Source organism: Vibrio sp. Vb1729, assembly GCF_033338655.1.
Taxonomy (GTDB): Bacteria; Pseudomonadota; Gammaproteobacteria; order Enterobacterales; family Vibrionaceae; genus Vibrio; species Vibrio alginolyticus.
Genome location: NZ_JAWOTB010000049.1, coordinates 36,486 through 54,728, shown reverse-complemented (window position 1 = coordinate 54,728; position 18,243 = coordinate 36,486). Strand labels below are relative to the sequence as shown.

Genomic DNA, 18,243 nt, shown 5'->3' with positions numbered 1-18,243 from the left:
TAATAAAATAACAGCTAGAATTTACTAGTAATGAGAGCAAAAGATGTCAACAGCTGGTCGTATTCACTCATTTGAGTCATGTGGTACCGTAGACGGACCTGGTATTCGATTTATCGTCTTCTTGCAAGGTTGTTTAATGCGGTGTAAGTATTGCCATAACCGCGATACTTGGGACACGCATGATGGCAAAGAAGTCACGGTTGAAGAAATCATTTCCGAAGCGAAAAGTTACCGCCACTTCATGAATGCATCAGGTGGTGGCGTTACTTGTTCTGGCGGCGAAGCGATGCTTCAACCGGAATTCGTACGTGATTTTTTCCGCGCTGCTAAAGCCGAAGGCATTCATACATGTCTAGATACTAACGGTTATGTTCGTAAGCACACTGATGTTATCGATGAAGTACTGGATGCAACAGACTTAGTCATGCTTGACATCAAACACATGAAAGACGAAGTGCACCAAGATCTCATCGGTGTATCCAACCGACGCACATTGGACTTTGCTCGTTACTTACAAAAAATCGGAAAGAAAACATGGATTCGCTATGTCGTCGTGCCTGGTTACACAGATGACCCAGAAGCAGCACACATGCTTGGTGAATTTATTAAAGACATGGATAACATCGAAAAGGTCGAGTTACTTCCTTACCACAAATTAGGGGCTCATAAGTGGGAAGCGTTAGGCTTAGAATACCCACTCGAAGGCGTAAACCCGCCACCGAAAGAAACCATGGATGAAATTCAATCCATTCTTGCTCAATACAACGATAACGTAAAATACTAAGTGAACCGCAAGACTAACCTCTTTAAAATACCAGCTTATTGCTGGTATTTTTTTGATTATATCTAAGCCTTATCAGTGAGTTTCTCTGCGGTCATTTAGGTAGAAAAAGAACGATAGAAATGATTGCGTCATGTTCGCATAGGAAGGAAGTAACATGGATTTGTTTAACTTAGGCTCTCTTGTTGTCTCAATTTGGATAGTAGTAGTCTACTGCCTACCAGATTGGAAAAAAGTCGTTTGGCCCAAACTGGAAAAAGAGAAAGGATTTCAGCACCTCGTTTTTGCAACGCTCTTCTTTTTCAGTATTTTATGGACAGCTCAAGCAGGTGTAAAAGAAGGATTACAGATTCATTTTCTTGCACTAACAACGCTGACGATGATGTATGGTTGGCGTATGGCATTTCTACTCAGTATCCCTGCAATGCTGGTCAACCACCTACTACATGATGTGTCCTTGCTACTCTTACCCACGTCGTTAGTTCTATCTGCCCTAATTCCGATTTTCATTAGTTACTTAGTGTTTCTTCTGAGTTACCACTACTTGCCACGAAACATTTTTGTTTTCATCTTCGTTGCTGGATTTTTCAATGGCGCGATAACAGGAAGTCTGCACCTCATCATTAACTCTTTTTATCACCTATCAGTTGGTCACTACGATTGGGAAACCATTCAACATAACTACTTTGTTTTTGTGCCGTTGCTCGCCTTTCCAGAAGGTCTATTAAATGGTATGGCACTGGCGGTTTTAACCGTATTCAAGCCAGAGTGGCTGAGAGTATTTTCAGACCGAGACTACATATACAATCATTACCATAAATAAGTGTTTTCAAACTGGTCAAAAGTGACAGCTCTTGCCATTTTTTAGTATTAAATATGTGTTGAGATCATGTTTCACTCATGTCTTAAGCGTTAACCTAAGCACATTAAAAATGTATTAGATATCTAGTGAGGTCACCATGGAAATGTCAAACGCTCAACGTTTGATTCTATCAAACCAATACAACCTTATGTCTCAACTTGATCCAAGTAATGCGGCCAAATACAAACGCTTACAAACGATCGTTGAACGTGGTTATGAACTACAAATGCGAGAGTTGAACAAAGATTTCGGCTGCCTCTCAGAAGCAGAGTGTCGTGAGATCATCGACGTTATGGAGATGTATCATGCGATGCAAGAGTCTTACAACATGCTAGACGATGAAGATCGCAGCAACGTGGATCAACGTCGCTTGAAGTTCTTGGGATTTGATATCGCTTCAGAAGCGCAACAAGTACATTACGTACGTTTTCTCATCGATTCTGAAGGTTTGTACCCTCAGTTTGACAAGGCAGATCATCACTTTAACAGCCAAATGCCGATGCTAGATAAATACCGCCGTATGCTGCAAACTTGGCGTAACTGCCCTCGTCAGTATCATTTATGTGAAAACGAACTAGCGCAAATCTTCAGCGCATAAAATGGTCGTCTAAGAATGAGGAGAGCGCCCGCTCTCCTTGTTATTTACCCTGTCACAAACTTATCTAAGACTTTGCTCTCTTCCTACCTCTTTCACTTACCTTGCTCAATGTAGAACAACGAATCACTGAGACTCTTCTGTCTTTGCCAAATATTTGATTTCTATTGCACCTATTCACGACATAAATTCGTCCTTAATAAAAGAGTGATTCAAATGTCACTTTTACAATAAATTCATAATTGTTAAGCAAAATTGCAAATCCCCGACTAGGCTTAAGTAGAGAAAGGCTGTGATTGAAAAATTCATATCCACCGCTCACCGTTGTAACGAAAAAACCGTCCATAAAGCAAAGTCTTTGGTGTCGCCAACCTTACATTCTGTACGAACCAAATGTGATAACAGGACGTATATTCAAACAACAACGAGCATAACTGTTGGTGGAAAGCCTGAATCAACGTTCGTCGGTAGACTGACTATTAAAGGGGAAAGCGACATGAGTATTTTCGACCACTATCAATCAAGATATGAAGCTGCAAAAGATGAAGAGATGTCGTTACAGGAGTTTTTAGCCCTGTGTAAAGATGACAAAAGCGCTTATGCTAATGCAGCAGAACGCCTACTGATGGCGATTGGTGAACCAGAGATAATCGATACGGCAAAAGATCCGAGACTAAGCCGAATCTTCTCGAATCGTGTTATCTCTCGTTATGAAACCTTTAAAGATTTTTATGGCATGGAAGATGCCATAGAACAAATTGTGTCTTACCTAAAACATGCGGCGCAAGGCCTAGAAGAGCGTAAGCAGATTCTTTACCTACTCGGCCCTGTAGGTGGCGGTAAGTCTTCGCTTGCAGAAAAGCTTAAGGCTCTGATGGAACAGATGCCTATTTATGTTCTTACTGCTAACGGCGAACGCAGCCCAGTGAATGACCATCCATTCTGCCTATTCAAAGCCACAGAAGATGGCGATATTTTGAAAAAAGAGTATGGCATCGAGCACCGTTATCTTCGCTCGATCATGTCTCCTTGGGCCGCTAAACGTCTTCACGAGTTTGGTGGTGATATCACCAAATTTAAAGTAGTGAAAGTACGCCCTTCTATCCTTGACCAAATCGGTATTGCCAAAACTGAACCAGGCGATGAAAACAACCAAGATATCTCATCATTGGTTGGTAAAGTCGATATTCGTAAGCTTGAACACTATTCGCAAGACGATCCAGACGCTTACAGCTACTCCGGTGCGCTGTGTAAAGCAAACCAAGGTTTAATGGAATTCGTTGAGATGTTCAAAGCACCAATCAAAGTGCTTCACCCGCTGTTAACAGCAACGCAAGAAGGCAACTTCAACGGTACAGAAGGCCTTTCTGCGATTCCATTCGACGGTATGATTCTGGCTCACTCAAACGAATCTGAGTGGCAGACCTTCCGTAACAACAAGAACAATGAAGCGTTCTTGGACCGTGTTTATATTGTGAAAGTACCTTACTGTCTACGTGTTTCAGAAGAAGTCAAAATCTACCAAAAACTTCTTGAAAACAGTGAGTTGTCTCAAGCCCCTTGTTCACCAAGCACGCTCGAGACTCTGGCACAATTCAGTATTCTTTCTCGACTTAAAGAGCCTGAGAACTCGTCCATCTTCTCTAAGATGCGCGTATACGACGGTGAAACGCTGAAAGATACGGATCCAAAGGCAAAAAGCTATCAAGAGTATCGTGATTATGCTGGTGTCGATGAAGGCATGAACGGTCTCTCAACACGTTTTGCCTTTAAGATTTTGTCACGCGTATTTAACTTCGACCAAACCGAAGTGGCAGCCAACCCTGTACATCTATTCTATGTGATTGAACAACAGGTTGAGCGCGAACAGTTCCCTGCTGAAACAGCAGAGAAATATCTCGAGTTCTTGAAAGGCTACCTAGTACCTCGATACGTTGAATTTATCGGTAAAGAGATTCAGACCGCTTATCTTGAGTCTTACTCTGAATACGGCCAAAACATCTTCGATCGATATGTCACCTATGCAGACTTCTGGATTCAAGACCAAGAGTACCGAGATCCAGAAACTGGTCAGCTATTTGATCGCTCTTCACTGAATGCTGAGCTAGAGAAGATCGAAAAAACAGCTGGTATTTCTAACCCGAAAGATTTCCGAAACGAAATCGTTAACTTTGTGCTTCGTGCGAAAGCGAATAACAATGGTCAAAACCCGGTTTGGACCAGCTACGAAAAACTGCGCACAGTAATCGAGAAGAAAATGTTCTCCAATACCGAAGAGCTACTTCCGGTTATCTCATTTAATGCGAAAACCTCTTCTGAAGATCAGAAGAAGCACGACGACTTTGTCGCTCGCATGATGGAAAAAGGCTATACCGAGAAACAGGTTCGCCTACTTTCTGAGTGGTACCTACGAGTACGTAAGTCATCCTAACCCAGTATTGAGTTAGGTCGCTTGTGAAACATGAAGAGGGCTATTTCATGGCGCAATTTATAGACCGAAGGCTCAATGGCAAGAACAAGAGCGCTGTTAATCGACAGCGCTTCTTGAAGCGCCACAAAGAGCAAATAAAAGAGTCGGTAGCAGACGCAGTGAATCGACGCTCGATTACGAATACGGAAACGGGCGAAGACGTCTCTATCCCTCACAAAGACATCAACGAGCCTATATTTCATCAAGGCAAAGGTGGTGTTCGCGAACGAGTTCATCCCGGTAACGACCAATTCATTACTGGTGATAAAATTGAGCGTCCCAAAGGTGGCGGTCAGGGTAGCGGCTCAGGAGAAGGGAACGCCAGTCCAGATGGAGAAGGCCAAGACGAATTTGTATTCCAAATATCAAAAGATGAGTACCTCGATATTTTGTTCGAAGATCTCGAGCTGCCTAATCTAGAAAAAAACCAAATTGCCAAAATCACTGAATGGAAAACACACCGTGCAGGCTTTCAAACTGCCGGTATCCCTTCCAATATCGCCGTAGTACGCTCTCTGCAACAATCTCTTGCGCGCCGTACTGCAATGACTGCTGGTAAGAAACGACTTCTCAAAGAGCTAGAAGACGAACTTGCTCGCATCAAAAATATTGAGCCTGCTCAGCAGTTTGAAGAGAACCGCTTGAAGGCTGAAATTGAAGAACTGCGCAAGAAAATCGAAAGCGTGCCGTTCATCGATACCTTCGACTTACGCTTCAAGAACTATGAGAAACGCCCTGTACCATCGAGCCAAGCGGTCATGTTCTGTCTAATGGACGTATCCGGTTCTATGGATCAGGCAACGAAAGACATCGCAAAACGCTTCTATGTTCTTTTGTACTTGTTCTTAACTCGTACCTACGAGAATGTCGAAGTCGTCTTTATCCGCCACCATACCCAAGCGAAGGAAGTGGACGAGCACGAATTTTTCTACTCACAAGAAACCGGGGGTACCATTGTATCTAGCGCGCTCAAGTTAATGGATGAAATAGTAAAAGAGCGATACCCGATTGGTCAGTGGAACATATATGCAGCTCAAGCATCCGACGGTGACAACTGGGCAGATGATTCGCCAAGATGCCGGGATCTGTTAGTGAACAAATTACTTCCAAACTGTCAGTATTACTCTTACATAGAGATCACGCGGCGCTCGCACCAAACTCTATGGCATGAGTACGAAAAACTCACTGAAGAATTTCCTAATTTCGCAATGAAAAACATTCGCTCTGTGGAGGATATTTTCCCAGTCTTTCGTGAACTATTCCAAAAAGAAACGGCGTAAGGAGGCTAGCGATGAATACCGCAACGAGAAACCTCTCAGGAGAGGCGCCTAAGAAGCGTAACAGTAAAGTGTTGCCGGATGGACCAGATTGGACATTTGAGCTGTTAGAGCGATACCACAAAGAAATTAAGCGTGTCGCGGAGCATTATCGCCTAGACACTTACCCTAACCAAATAGAAGTGATTACTTCAGAACAGATGATGGATGCCTATTCAAGTATCGGCATGCCAATCAATTACAATCACTGGTCATTTGGTAAAAAATTCATTCAAACAGAGCAGAACTATAAACATGGTCAAATGGGGCTAGCCTACGAGATTGTGATTAACTCCGACCCTTGTATTGCTTATTTGATGGAAGAAAATACGGTAACAATGCAAGCACTCGTGATAGCGCACGCGTGTTACGGCCATAACTCTTTTTTCAAAGGTAATTACCTATTCCAAACGTGGACTGACGCTAGCTCTATTATCGACTATCTGCTGTTTGCCAAAAAGTACTTAGCCGAATGTGAAGAACGATATGGCGTAAAAGAAGTGGAAAAACTGCTCGACTCTTGTCACGCATTAATGAACTTTGGTGTAGACCGCTACAAGCGTCCAGAGAAAATCTCAATTACAGAGGAAAAAGCAAGACAAGAAGAACGCGAAGCATACCTACAATCTCAAGTTAATGAGCTTTGGCGCACCGTACCGACAGCCAAGACGAAAGAGGAAGACATTAAAGAGCGATTCCCGAGCGAGCCTCAGGAAAACTTGCTCTACTTCTTCGAAAAACATGCGCCGTTGCTAGAGCCGTGGCAACGTGAAGTTGTTCGGATCGTCCGTAAGATCAGTCAGTATTTTTATCCGCAAAAACAAACGCAAGTCATGAATGAGGGCTGGGCAACGTTCTGGCACTACACCATACTCAACCATCTTTATGATGAGGGCTTGGTGTCTGAAAAGTTCATTCTAGAGTTCTTACATAGCCACACCAGTGTCGTGGCTCAGCCGCCTTATAACAGTCCTTACTTTAATGGCATTAACCCCTACGCGTTAGGCTTTGCCATGTTCCGAGATATTAAGCGTATCTGCGAAGAACCAACTGATGAGGACAAGGAGTGGTTTCCAGACCTAGCAGGAACCGACTGGTTAGATGCAGTGCATTTCGCGATGCATAATTTCAAAGATGAAAGCTTTATTAGCCAATACCTTTCTCCGAAATTAATGCGTGATTTCAAGCTGTTTGCGATCAACGATGATGATCATAAGAACTTTATTGAAGTCGCTGCGATACACGATGAGATGGGTTATAAACGCATTAGAGAAACCCTAGCCGCTCAGTATAACTTATCTAATCTTGAGCCAAACATTCAGGTGTTTAATGTCGATGTCCGTGGTGATCGCTCGCTTACGTTGCAGTACGTTCCTCACAACCGCATCCCACTTGATGATAGTTACGAAGAAGTTCTAAAGCACGTGTATCGATTATGGGGCTTTGATGTCATTCTCCAAGAAGTGAAAGACACCGGTCACCGAGAGGTCTTAGCGACCTGCCCTAAACGGAACCAATACGACACTAACATTTAACTAATACCTCGATACAAGTAAAACAAAAAGGCTCCTAATTCAGGAGCCTTGTTTATTCTTAAATCTATATGAGCATTTGTTACGCTTGCTTTGCAACAATCGCGCGCACGGCTTCTAGATCTTCGGGCGTATCAACCCCTGCCGCTGGTGCTTCTTTCGCTACCGCCACATGAATTTTTTCACCGTACCAAAGCACTCGCAGTTGCTCAAGACACTCAATCTGCTCTAATGCACTTGGTGCCCAGTTGACATACGTATAAATGAAACCAGCTCGATAAGCATAAATACCAATATGACGCATTAATGGGTTGGCAATGGTTTTGTCTTGTTTAGCAAAGTTATCGCGATCCCAAGGGATGGTTGCTCGACTAAAGTACAACGCATAGCCTTGCTCATCGGCGACAACTTTAACAGCATTCGGGTTGAACACTTCCTCTTCCGAGTCTATTTCTACAGCTAACGTCGCCATCGGGGCTTCACACCCTGATAAGTTATCAGCAACCTGACGAATGATGGACGGCGGAATCAAAGGCTCATCCCCTTGCACATTAACAATAATGTGGTCTGACGGAATAGCCATCTTTTCAACAACTTCTGCAAGACGCTCCGTACCTGATTCGTGCTGGGGAGAGGTCATACAAACTTTACCACCAAATGACGAAACCGCTTTCGCAACACGCTCGTCATCAGTTGCAACGATGACATCTTCCGCACCCGCTTGTAGCGCTTGTTCATAAACCCACTGAACCATAGGCTTACCACCAATATCCGCTAGCGGTTTACCAGGCAAACGGCTCGATGCGTAGCGCGAAGGGATGACAACCGTAAAAGACATTAGCGTCCCTCATCCATGCTCATAGTGCGAGCTTCAGGCTCTAGCAGAACTGGAATACCCTCTTTGATCGGGTAAGCAAGGCGATCCAATTTGCAGATCAACTCTTGATTATCTTTATCGTACGTCAGCTTACCTTTGCAAACAGGGCAAGCTACAATCTCAAGTAGACGGTGATCCATAAGCCGCTTTAACCTCTTTTATTCTATTTAAAATTTGCTCTGCATCGTTTGATTCAAACTGGGCAGATACAGGCAGATACCACCAATTATCTTGCGCATAATGGCTGCACTTGACGGCATCTTTCTCGGTCATAATCACATTGGTCCCTTGTTGAGCCAATGCTTCTAATTCTTGTTGATCAAAGTCTTGATGGTCAGCAAAACCTTTTGTGACTTTAACATCTGCGTTCATCGAGTTTAGTGTATGAAAAAAACGCGGAGGATGACCAATGCCCGCAAATGCGACGAGGTCTTTCAACTCCGAGACATCCACATGTTGCTTAGTCTTAAGATTAATAGCTTTAGAGGGTGCTAAAGCCATTGCGATTTCGCCCGTATGCGCTTGACCGCCATTGGTGATGATAAAGTCGACTTCTTTAAGTCGCTCAATACCTTCACGTAAAGGACCTAATGGAATCAGGCTTTCATTCCCAAACCGGCGATTACCATCCACAATCACTAACTCAATATCACGGCCTAACGCATAATGTTGTAATCCATCATCCGTAATTATGATATCCACATCCAAATCTAGCAGTGCTTTCACTGCATTTGAACGCACAGGATCTACCGCAACAGGTGCTCCTGTACGGCGATGAATCAACTTAGGTTCATCGCCACAATGCTTCGCTGGCGTATCTTCTTTTAGCACTAACGGATAGGCAGGAGCCTTTGCCCCATAACCACGAGAAACAACCCCCGGCTTAAAGCCCATTTGCTGTAGTTGCTCAACAAGCCACACAACAACTGGTGTTTTACCATTGCCACCAGCAGTGATATTGCCAACCACAACAACAGGTATAGGCGCATTATAAGCTTGCTTGCGGCCAGTTTGGTATTGCTTTCGCTTTGACTTGCTTATCGCTCCAAATAATAAACTCAGTGGCCACAAAAGCGGCCACAAGAGATATTTTATTGGATGGTTTTCAAACCAGATTTTTTCAATCACCGCGCTTATTCACCAAACTGAATACGGTGCAATTGTGCATACGCACCATTTTTCTCAATAAGCTCAGCGTGGTTGCCACGTTCAATGATGGCACCATCATCAACCACAAGAATTTCATCGGCTTTCTCGATTGTGGATAAGCGGTGCGCTATTACAAGTACCGTTTTGTCTTTTTGCAGCTCATCAAGTGCAGCTTGAATAGCTCGCTCGGATTCGGTATCCAAAGCCGAAGTTGCCTCATCAAGAATCAGCACTGGAGCATCACGCAATAGAGCTCGCGCAATCGCAACACGTTGGCGTTGACCACCAGACAAGCTAGCACCATTTTCACCAATCATGGTATCCAGTCCATCATCCATTTTGCCGATGAACTCCATCGCATGCGCGAGTGTTGCCGCTTTCTCGATATCACTACGCTCATATTGGCCATCCGTTGCGTACGCAATATTGTTTGCTATCGTGTCATTAAACAAATGAACATTTTGCGATACTAGTGCAAATTGCTGGCGTAAATTCTTTAGCTCGTAATCACGAATATCATGCCCATCTAATGTGATAGATCCACTGTCAACATCATAGAAGCGGTTGAACAAGTTCGCGATGGTACTTTTACCTGAGCCAGAACGGCCAACTAGCGCCACCGTTTTTCCTCTTGGAATATCGAAGCTGACATTTTCCAATGCTGGTTTTTCTGCACCAGTGTAAGTAAAGCTTACGTTTTTAACTGAAACATCGCCATTTGCGCGTTCAACTGTCAACTTACCTTCGTTTTTCTCAGGCTCGAGGTCAATTAACGCGAAGAGCGTTTGGCTCGCGGCCATACCACGTTGGAACTGAGAAGTAACGTTAGTCAGCGCTTTAAGTGGGCGCATCAGACCAAACATTGCAGAGAAGACAACAGTAAATGTACCTGGAGTCAGTTGCTCTTTAATCGAATCAATACTTGCTAAATAAAGAACGGCAACAATTGCAAGTGATGCAATCATTTGGATGATAGGGTTAGCCGCCGCTTGAGCCGTCACCAACTTCATGCTTTGTTGACGCATTTGGTTGCTGACTTTTTCAAATCGTTTACGTTCGATGTCTTGGCCGCCATAGCTCAACACAACTTTATGGCCTTTCAGCATCTGCTCTGCTGATGCAGTTACGTTACCCATCATGGTCTGCATATTTTTGGATATTTTTCTAAAACGTTTAGAAACAACACCAATACCCCATGCCACAACGGGAGCAACAGCAAACAGCACTAGCGACAATTGCCAGCTGTTGTAAAACATCAAGACTAACAGACCAATGATACTTGCGCCTTCACGCACAATACTCACCAACGCTTGGCTAGTTGCCGCTGATACTTGCTCTGAGTCGTAGGTTATACGCGACAATAAGTTGCCCGTCTTTTCCTTATCAAAGTAAGACACTGGCATATGCATAAAGTGATTGAACACCATGCGACGGACTTGCATAACTACGTTGCCAGATACCCAGCTCAAACAGTAGGTGGAGACAAATCCACTTATGCCACGGATGAACATCATGGCAAAAATAATCAATGGAAGCGTGCGTAAAAAATCAGATTCAGCGTTCCCAAAACCTTCATCGAGTAGTGGTTTTAGCAGGGAAATCATATAGGTATCTGATATAGCATTAATAACTAATGCAATGACTGCAACGACAAGACCTGACTTATAAAGGCGAATAAATTGCCATAGACGCTTAAACGTCTGCCAAGTCGTTTCATCAGTATTTATCGACATAGAAGTGCTTTATTTTCTTACATTAAGACTCTCATTCTACTCCCTTACGCAGCATCTGCCTATACCAAGGCTCAAATGTATCGCTACGTTTGGTTTCTGAGCGCCAATTATCACGGTGAATAAAGAAGCTTACCTGACCACCCTCACCAGTATCAAGCCAAGTGACGCCAAGTTTTCGGTATGAAGCAACGACACTTTCCGCTGGCATTCCCCATCGATTGTTTTTTGCTAAAGAAGCAACCGCCACACTCGGGCTCACCGCCTCGATAAATCGAGGATTCGATGAACTTTTACTCCCGTGGTGAGGGACTAGCATCACATCGCTTTGTAACTTTCCGGGCTCTCTAAGCAAAATCCACTCGCTAATGGCCTCAATATCACCAGTAAAAAGCATACTAAAGTTAGAAATAGGGTCAGTAAGTCGTAATACACAGGAGTGCGGATTATGCGCACGTTGAACAAGTGCAGGAGGCCAGAGCACTTCCATGTTTAATCCTTGCCATTTCCATTGGTCACCTCTAGTGCAAGGCTCATATTCGATAAAGAATTGACTACTAAGTTTACGCTGTGGAGAAAAGGCATCTTCAATGAAAAAGCGGCCGCCTGCGTGATCATTATCGGAATGGCTTAGAATCAGTGTATCTATGCTTTCATAGCCTCGTTGATGCAAAACCGGAGTGACGACCTGCTCTGCGATACTGCCGCTTTGCCATGCTTTACCAGTGTCATACAGCAACACCTTGTCGTCTTTTTCTACAACCACTGCAAGGCCATGACCTACATCTAATACATCGATACGCCAATGCGGTTCATACTCCGCTGCAAACTTGATACTAATAACGATGCCGAGTAACAAATACCACGCGTACTGAGACATGAACCGTTGAAATATTAAGCAAACCACTATCACCATAACCAGCATTGTCATTTCCATGCTAATGGGTTGCCAAGAACCTACTGCGTACTGTATTGACGTGCTCAATGGCTGTAATGACCAGTCCACCAAATGCCACAGAGGCTTCGCTATCATTTCAAGAAACAAAGATGAGAACAGGGCTAGAAACATCAAGGGTACAACGATAAATCCGAACCAAGGAATAAATACCAAGTTGTAGGCTATTGAGGACAAACTAAAACCGGAGAAGAAATGGCCACTAACAGGTACGATTAAAGCGCTCAACATCAATTGAGTAAGCAATAACGCTTTTAATCGCGCTTTCCAACCTCCCCTTTGATGTCGAATCAAATTAATTGCGAACAATACCGCACAAACGGAGAGGTATGATAACCAAAAGCTCATACTGTAGGATGCAAAAGGTTGGACAAGCAGTTGTAGAGATACTGCAAGCAAAAGAACTCGCCAAGAAGTCCAGTGCACTAGAGTATACTTCAGGAGAACGTAAACAACGCATACCGACACTGCTCGCGTAGTAGGCAGAGAGAAATCCGCTAACCAAGCGTAGGCAACAGCGAAGATCAGCCCATATAAGCTAGGTAACAACTGGTATTGGGGTAATAGATAACGAACGGTACCGCCCACGACTAGCCCAAAAGTAAACGCCATACCAATATGTAAACCAGAAATGGAGACCAAATGCAGTAAACCACTGTCCCTGAGCGCTTGCCAATCTTCCTTAGACAACCAAGAACGGTCAGCAAAAACTAACGCACTTATTAACGAGAAATGATGAAGGGAAGACACATCATCAGCGACATCGGCAATAATGGATTGACGCAGAGATACATTAGAACGAACAATCCACTTAGCGTCTTTGTTAACAACCGCTCGGGCGATAGTATTTTTACCCATCGCGTGCTTTTCAGCATCAAAGCCAGCTTCGTTGCGTAGACCTGTAATCGGCTTTAACGAGATGGATGTCGTAAACTCACTGTTAACATCGAGTGGAAAAGGCGTAATAAGACGGATTTTAGGTTTAAGAAAAGGTAACAGAGTTTGAGAATTTACCGCTTCTATAGCGACAATACCTTCATAACCGTGACTTATTTGCGTAAAAGGGCTGTCAACTTTACCAATTATGGTAATATTCTCCCCTGCTTGAAAAAGGGCTTGTCTCTGAGACTCCAATACATTGCCGTGGACGATGACGACCATAAAGCCCGCAATTGCGCCTATGCTAATTAAGCCACGACGTAATTTGATTATTGAGCCAGTGGTTATTATTCCCAGCAGCAACCAACGCCAATCTGGTATTGTCGGCCACCAAGCCGACGAGATTACGCTCGCTACAAATAACGCCAAGGTCCAACTTTTTTCTGAGAGAGTCATGCTGTCCTATGCCTAGAAAGCTGATAAAACGCTTCATGCCAGATCATGAATTGATCAAACGCCAAAAAGCATTGAAGGTCTTCGGCAATGTGTTGTACAACCCGAACTTGTGGTGCTTAAACCGCCGCTCGGCATCAGGGGCTTTTGCTGTCGGGTTATTTATGGCTTTTGTTCCACTGCCGAGCCAAATGATCATGGCCGCTGGCTTGGCCATTATGTTGGGTGTCAATCTGCCCCTCTCCGTCGCTTTGGTATGGATCAGCAACCCTATCACGATGCCTGTGCTATTTTACTTTGCGTACAAACTAGGTGCTCTAGTGATGCGTCTTCCCCCGCAACCTTTTCACTTTGAACTATCGTGGGAATTCATCATGCAGCAAATGAGCACCATTGGACCTCCATTTCTATTGGGCTGCGCAATTTGTGGGGTTGTATCCGCGATTATTGGCTACTTCGGAATTCGAGGGCTTTGGCGCTACTCAGTGGTACGGAGCTGGCAAAAACGCAAAATAAGATAAGACCTTACCGCGTAAAAATCAGCATTTGAGCTATCAGTTGAGGGGCATCTAACAGTTAGAATGAAACGCGATGTTACTCAAGTCGGATAAATACAAAAAAGGACCGAATTCGGTCCTTTTTGTTTTTCGCATATTGTAAAACAATCCGCTATTTAGAACTCAGTACAGCCGCCGGATTCAACCTTGCGGCACGCGAAGCAGGATACCACGTCGCAAGTAAACTAAGCACTATCGCCGTCACTGACACCAATGCCACATCTGGCCAGTGTAGTTGTGATGGTAAGAAGTCGACGAAGTAAATATCACCCGATAAAAACTGATGACCAATTAAGCTCTCTAACCCTTTAATTAACGGGGTCAGATTTAACGCCACTAAGACACCGATAACACTGCCGACGAGACTGCCAAATACACCAGAGAATACACCTTGCCAAACAAAGATCCGTTTGATTAGGCTATCTTTTGCTCCCATTGTTCGCAAAATTGCAATTTCCGCCGCTCGGTCTTTCACTGCCATCATCAACGTAGACACAATATTAAAACATGCCACGCCAATCACCAGTACCATCACCAAGTACATAATGGTGCGCACGAGCTGAATATCGCGATACAAAAAACCAAACTTTTGCTGCCAGCTTTTCAAATACACATAAACATCAACCATGCTACCAACCTCGCGAACAATAGAAGGCGCATTGAGAACATCGTCAGTTTTCAGTGAAATGCCAGTGACCCCTTCCCCTAACCTCGCGTATTGCTGCGCATCCGCTAATGGTACTAACGCTAGAGAGTGGTCGATTTGGCCATTCAACGTTAAGAACCCTGACACCTTCACGCGCACACGCTTAGGAGCCTGCACTTTATTTGCGCCGCCTGTTTGCGGAATCATCAACGTAACGTAATCCCCCACGGCGACATTTAGCTCGTTTGCTACACCTCGGCCTAAGATCACTTGCTGCTGACCGGCATAAAAGTTTTGCCAAGCTTCTTGGTCAATAAAATTCGATAAGCTCGACACCGCTTGCTCGAAAGTAGGCTCTACACCACGAACTTCTATCGCTTTTAGCTTACTGCCTTTTTCTGCCAAGCCCGTAAAACGAACATACGGTGCTGCCGCAACAACATGTTCATGTTTTAGAGCTTGATTCATCGTTTTGGTGTAGTCATGAAGTGGTCCATTAACACCTTCTAACTCGCCGTGTGGGATCACAGACAACACACGCGATTGCAGCTCGCGCTCAAAGCCATTCATTGCAGACAAACCGATAATGATCACAGCAACGCCAACCGCAATACCAATAGTCGAAGAAAGCGATATGAAGGACACCATCTTGTTGCGCTTTTTCGCTCGACTGAAGCGACCACCAATCATCAAAGCTAAAGAGGTAAACAAAACTAGCCCTCCGCAGATGCTGTATCAGTCACAAAACGATCTACGAGCAAACCATCTTGCATGTGCATTTGACGATCCATTTTTGCTGCCAGCTCTTTGTCATGCGTGACAACCAAAAATGCAATGTTTGACTCTTTATTGAGCTCGCGCATCAAATCATAGATAGACAGTGCCGTATTGTGATCTAAGTTCCCCGTAGGTTCATCAGCCAAGACCAGATCAGGTTTATTCACCAATGCACGCGCAATCGCAACACGCTGACGCTCACCGCCCGATAACTCGGAGGGTCTATGTTGCATCCGATGACTCAAACCAACTTTATCTAACAGCGCTTTAGCCGCCTGTTTTGCATCCGCTACTTTAGCACCGCCAATCATCAGTGGCATCGCCACATTTTCAAGCGCAGTAAAGTCAGCCAACAAGTGATGAAACTGGTATACAAAACCAAGGTGCTTGTTGCGTAATGCCGCCTGTTTGTTCGAGCTCAAAGCTGATAGGTTTTGCCCTAGAAAATCAACTTCACCATGAGTTGCGTCATCTAACGCACCTAAAATATGCAATAAGGTACTTTTTCCCGAACCAGAAGAGCCAACAATAGAAACCAACTCCCCTTTGTCGATATCGAAACTTACGCCTTTCAACACTTCCGTATCTAACGAACCCTCTCGGTAGACTTTACGAATATCACGACATTCTAATAGCTTATTCATAGCGAAGTGCCTCAGCAGGTTTAACAGAAGATGCTCGATAAGAAGGATAAAGCGTAGCAGCAAGGCTAAGAGCAATCGCCAACACCACCACTAAAAGAATTTGCATTGAATCAATCAAGATGGGTAGATGACCACCAAAGCTGAATAGCGCCACACCAGCAGATTCAAGAATCGCATTTAGATTAAGTGACAAGATCACGCCCGCAGCGCCACCAACAATCGCGCCAATTACACCACTGCTTGCACCTTGCACCATGAAAATGGTCATCACTTGAGATTGAGTCATGCCTTGAGTTTTCAATATTGCGACTTCTGATTGTTTCTCCATTACCACCATGATCAAAGCGGAGATAATATTGAATGCAGCGACACCCACAATTAGACCTAGCATAAGTCCCATCATGTTCTTTTCCATTTTCACCGCTTGGAAAAGCTCACCACGCTGTTCGCGCCAATCACTCCATTCCCATCCATCAGGCATGGGTTGGTCAGCAAAATCCGTCACCATAAATGGGTCAGAGAAAAAGACACGCCAACCAGAAACCGTGTCTTTAGGGAAACGCATCAGCTTAGATGCATCCGTCATGTTCACAATCATTAATTGACCATCAACGTCCGATCCCGTATTGAAAATGCCTGAGACAGTAAAGTTTCGCTGGCTAGGAATACGACCAAGTGGGGTAAACTGCGTCGCGTTGGTCACCATCAAGCGTACTTTATCCCCGATTGAGACCTTTAGTGAACGTGCCAAACTGTGACCCAAAAATACATTGTAGTCACCTGCTTGAAGTGACGATAATCGTCCGGCAATCAAATGGTTGCTAATCGGATCGCCTTTCTTAGGTTCAATACCGATGAGGTAACCAGCCGTCAGCTGTGCAGAACTCTGAATAACAGCCTCTCCTCTAACGATAGGCTCCGGCTGAGATTCACTCGACATCGCTTGAACAAATGGAGGGGCAGACTCGGTCATAGGCGTTTTTCCATCGTGTTGCGAAACAACGGCATGAGGTAGCACACCTAAAATGCGTTCTTTTAACTGCGATTCAAACCCGTTCATCACAGAAAGAACCGTCACCAACGCCATTACACCGATCGTAATACCCGCCGTCGACATATAAGAAACAAATCGGCTGAACCTATCTCCAGAGCGTCCCCGAAGATACCTTAAGCCAATAAACAATGAGATAGGATGATACATATAAGACAAACCAACTGGTTGTTTTGATATAAAGCTTTAGCGGATTATCTTACCTTACTCTTCTCATTAAGAAGACAAGAGAATCGCTAAATTTGTCAACGACATGCAATAAGTCTGTATTTAGGGCAAAAAGTTCAAGGACAAATCGGCTAAACTTGATAACTTCATTCAGTTAGCGATAATCAGTGCCCTATTTCTCTTTGTTTGTTGAGTGAGCAAGGAGCGCTCGCTGGCAAAAGGATCGACTATATGACAGAGCAAGAATACTTTACCGTCCATCATAACCTCACCATCAACGTCGAAACGTTGAGTGCGGACTTTGCTTTGCCAGATGAAGAAACGTTTGTCTCCGAAATTCCAGCACCATTTATTGTCGCCAGTGAATTTAGTCACTTAGATATGTTGGCAGACAACGCGCGTCTAGAGCTGAAAAACAAAGAGTTAAAGCATGTGATCAACTTGCTTGATACGCAAAACGCGAAACTTAACCTCTTGTTGAGCTTTATGCTTTCACAACAAGATGACGCCTCCATTCGCTATCAAACGACGCAGTTTGGTGCTAGTCAACTCAGTTTCCGCTCAGATACAGCGTTAACTACTCAACAACTCGTTCGTGTTAAACTGTTCCTCGATCACCCTGCTGCGGCGATTTACTGTTACGCTCAAGTAGAAGAATGTGATGCTTCAGAGCAAGATTTCATTATCACGCTTAGATACAAGATGCTCCGAGAATCTGATCAAGATTTACTGATAAAGGCGGCACTGTATCAACAACAAAAACTTTTACGTCAGCGCTCGATGGAGCGAGATAAAAAATAA

General features: G+C 44.2%; 16 protein-coding genes. 8 read left to right on the top strand and 8 right to left on the bottom strand.

The features are described 5' to 3' along the window. The first annotated feature begins 43 nt into the window (after window positions 1-43). The 6 genes from pflA to R7E29_RS20640 all read left to right on the top strand — a co-directional run bounded on the left by pflA (window position 44) and on the right by R7E29_RS20640 (window position 7,559). Entirely contained in the window at window positions 44-784 is a 741-nt protein-coding gene (pflA, locus tag R7E29_RS20665) for a pyruvate formate lyase 1-activating protein (RefSeq protein ID WP_005378444.1), read from the top strand. Window positions 785-938: 154 nt separating this feature from the next. Next, on the top strand, window positions 939-1,604 hold the full coding sequence (locus R7E29_RS20660; RefSeq protein WP_005378445.1) for an energy-coupling factor ABC transporter permease: 666 nt from the start codon (window positions 939-941) through the stop codon (window positions 1,602-1,604). A 136-nt stretch (window positions 1,605-1,740) separates the two neighbouring features. Then, window positions 1,741-2,241, top strand: coding sequence for a YfbU family protein (locus R7E29_RS20655; protein ID WP_005378446.1), 501 nt, complete (start codon window positions 1,741-1,743; stop codon window positions 2,239-2,241). A gap of 493 nt (window positions 2,242-2,734) precedes the next feature. Then, window positions 2,735-4,669, top strand: a complete 1,935-nt coding sequence (locus tag R7E29_RS20650; RefSeq protein WP_005378447.1) for a PrkA family serine protein kinase — start codon at window positions 2,735-2,737, stop codon at window positions 4,667-4,669. Window positions 4,670-4,716: 47 nt separating this feature from the next. Beyond that, on the top strand, window positions 4,717-5,988 hold the full coding sequence (locus R7E29_RS20645; protein WP_005378448.1) for a YeaH/YhbH family protein: 1,272 nt from the start codon (window positions 4,717-4,719) through the stop codon (window positions 5,986-5,988). An 11-nt stretch (window positions 5,989-5,999) separates the two neighbouring features. Then, on the top strand, window positions 6,000-7,559 hold the full coding sequence (locus R7E29_RS20640) for a SpoVR family protein (protein ID WP_005378449.1): 1,560 nt from the start codon (window positions 6,000-6,002) through the stop codon (window positions 7,557-7,559). A gap of 79 nt (window positions 7,560-7,638) precedes the next feature. Here R7E29_RS20640 and kdsB read toward each other — a convergent pair whose 3' ends face one another. The 5 genes from kdsB to R7E29_RS20615 are packed head-to-tail and all read right to left on the bottom strand — an operon-like array spanning window position 7,639 to window position 13,602. Next, complete coding sequence (gene kdsB / locus R7E29_RS20635) at window positions 7,639-8,394, bottom strand: 3-deoxy-manno-octulosonate cytidylyltransferase (protein ID WP_053303248.1); 756 nt, start codon at window positions 8,392-8,394, stop codon at window positions 7,639-7,641. After that, on the bottom strand, window positions 8,394-8,573 hold the full coding sequence (locus R7E29_RS20630) for a Trm112 family protein (RefSeq protein WP_005378451.1): 180 nt from the start codon (window positions 8,571-8,573) through the stop codon (window positions 8,394-8,396). Before R7E29_RS20630 ends, kdsB begins: the two co-directional genes overlap by 1 nt. Beyond that, a complete protein-coding gene (gene lpxK, locus R7E29_RS20625) occupies window positions 8,554-9,561 on the bottom strand; it encodes a tetraacyldisaccharide 4'-kinase (protein WP_053303249.1) in 1,008 nt (335 codons plus the stop codon). Before lpxK ends, R7E29_RS20630 begins: the two co-directional genes overlap by 20 nt. A 5-nt stretch (window positions 9,562-9,566) precedes the next feature. Beyond that, the gene (gene msbA, locus R7E29_RS20620) at window positions 9,567-11,315 is read right to left on the bottom strand and encodes a lipid A ABC transporter ATP-binding protein/permease MsbA (protein WP_042522131.1); all 1,749 of its coding nucleotides are present in this window, start codon (window positions 11,313-11,315) and stop codon (window positions 9,567-9,569) included. Window positions 11,316-11,346: 31 nt separating this feature from the next. Further along, entirely contained in the window at window positions 11,347-13,602 is a 2,256-nt protein-coding gene (locus tag R7E29_RS20615) for a DNA internalization-related competence protein ComEC/Rec2 (RefSeq protein WP_054576373.1), read from the bottom strand. Between the two features lie 8 nt (window positions 13,603-13,610). Between R7E29_RS20615 and R7E29_RS20610 the strand changes: the two genes are divergently transcribed. Next, entirely contained in the window at window positions 13,611-14,120 is a 510-nt protein-coding gene (locus tag R7E29_RS20610; protein WP_005387834.1) for a DUF2062 domain-containing protein, read from the top strand. Between the two features lie 148 nt (window positions 14,121-14,268). Here R7E29_RS20610 and lolE read toward each other — a convergent pair whose 3' ends face one another. From lolE to lolC, 3 genes are read right to left on the bottom strand one after another with little or no spacing between them, the layout of a single operon-like run. Then, the gene (gene lolE, locus R7E29_RS20605; RefSeq protein WP_025766930.1) at window positions 14,269-15,513 is read right to left on the bottom strand and encodes a lipoprotein-releasing ABC transporter permease subunit LolE; all 1,245 of its coding nucleotides are present in this window, start codon (window positions 15,511-15,513) and stop codon (window positions 14,269-14,271) included. 2 nt (window positions 15,514-15,515) lie between these two features. Next, window positions 15,516-16,223 (bottom strand): lipoprotein-releasing ABC transporter ATP-binding protein LolD, encoded by a 708-nt coding sequence (gene lolD / locus R7E29_RS20600; RefSeq protein WP_005378457.1) that lies wholly within the window; start codon window positions 16,221-16,223, stop codon window positions 15,516-15,518. Beyond that, window positions 16,216-17,424, bottom strand: a complete 1,209-nt coding sequence (gene lolC, locus R7E29_RS20595) for a lipoprotein-releasing ABC transporter permease subunit LolC (protein WP_054576372.1) — start codon at window positions 17,422-17,424, stop codon at window positions 16,216-16,218. Before lolC ends, lolD begins: the two co-directional genes overlap by 8 nt. Before the next feature lie 249 nt (window positions 17,425-17,673). Here lolC and R7E29_RS20590 point away from each other — a divergent pair, with 249 nt between their 5' ends. Further along, window positions 17,674-18,243: a hypothetical protein gene (locus R7E29_RS20590; RefSeq protein WP_054576371.1), complete on the top strand. Its 570-nt coding sequence runs from the start codon at window positions 17,674-17,676 to the stop codon at window positions 18,241-18,243.

What these genes read in the sequence shown, in the direction of transcription:
- R7E29_RS20650 (WP_005378447.1), top strand. Translation starts at nt 2,735, where the DNA reads ATGAGTATTTTCGACCACTATCAATCAAGATATGAAGCTGCAAAAGAT.
- R7E29_RS20660 (WP_005378445.1), top strand. Translation starts at nt 939, where the DNA reads ATGGATTTGTTTAACTTAGGCTCTCTTGTTGTCTCAATTTGGATAGTA.
- lolC (WP_054576372.1), bottom strand. Translation starts at nt 17,424, where the DNA reads ATGTATCATCCTATCTCATTGTTTATTGGCTTAAGGTATCTTCGGGGA.
- R7E29_RS20645 (WP_005378448.1), top strand. Translation starts at nt 4,717, where the DNA reads ATGGCGCAATTTATAGACCGAAGGCTCAATGGCAAGAACAAGAGCGCT.
- R7E29_RS20630 (WP_005378451.1), bottom strand. Translation starts at nt 8,573, where the DNA reads ATGGATCACCGTCTACTTGAGATTGTAGCTTGCCCTGTTTGCAAAGGT.
- R7E29_RS20590 (WP_054576371.1), top strand. Translation starts at nt 17,674, where the DNA reads ATGACAGAGCAAGAATACTTTACCGTCCATCATAACCTCACCATCAAC.
- lolD (WP_005378457.1), bottom strand. Translation starts at nt 16,223, where the DNA reads ATGAATAAGCTATTAGAATGTCGTGATATTCGTAAAGTCTACCGAGAG.
- R7E29_RS20640 (WP_005378449.1), top strand. Translation starts at nt 6,000, where the DNA reads ATGAATACCGCAACGAGAAACCTCTCAGGAGAGGCGCCTAAGAAGCGT.
- R7E29_RS20610 (WP_005387834.1), top strand. Translation starts at nt 13,611, where the DNA reads ATGCCTAGAAAGCTGATAAAACGCTTCATGCCAGATCATGAATTGATC.
- kdsB (WP_053303248.1), bottom strand. Translation starts at nt 8,394, where the DNA reads ATGTCTTTTACGGTTGTCATCCCTTCGCGCTACGCATCGAGCCGTTTG.
- pflA (WP_005378444.1), top strand. Translation starts at nt 44, where the DNA reads ATGTCAACAGCTGGTCGTATTCACTCATTTGAGTCATGTGGTACCGTA.
- R7E29_RS20615 (WP_054576373.1), bottom strand. Translation starts at nt 13,602, where the DNA reads ATGACTCTCTCAGAAAAAAGTTGGACCTTGGCGTTATTTGTAGCGAGC.
- msbA (WP_042522131.1), bottom strand. Translation starts at nt 11,315, where the DNA reads ATGTCGATAAATACTGATGAAACGACTTGGCAGACGTTTAAGCGTCTA.
- R7E29_RS20655 (WP_005378446.1), top strand. Translation starts at nt 1,741, where the DNA reads ATGGAAATGTCAAACGCTCAACGTTTGATTCTATCAAACCAATACAAC.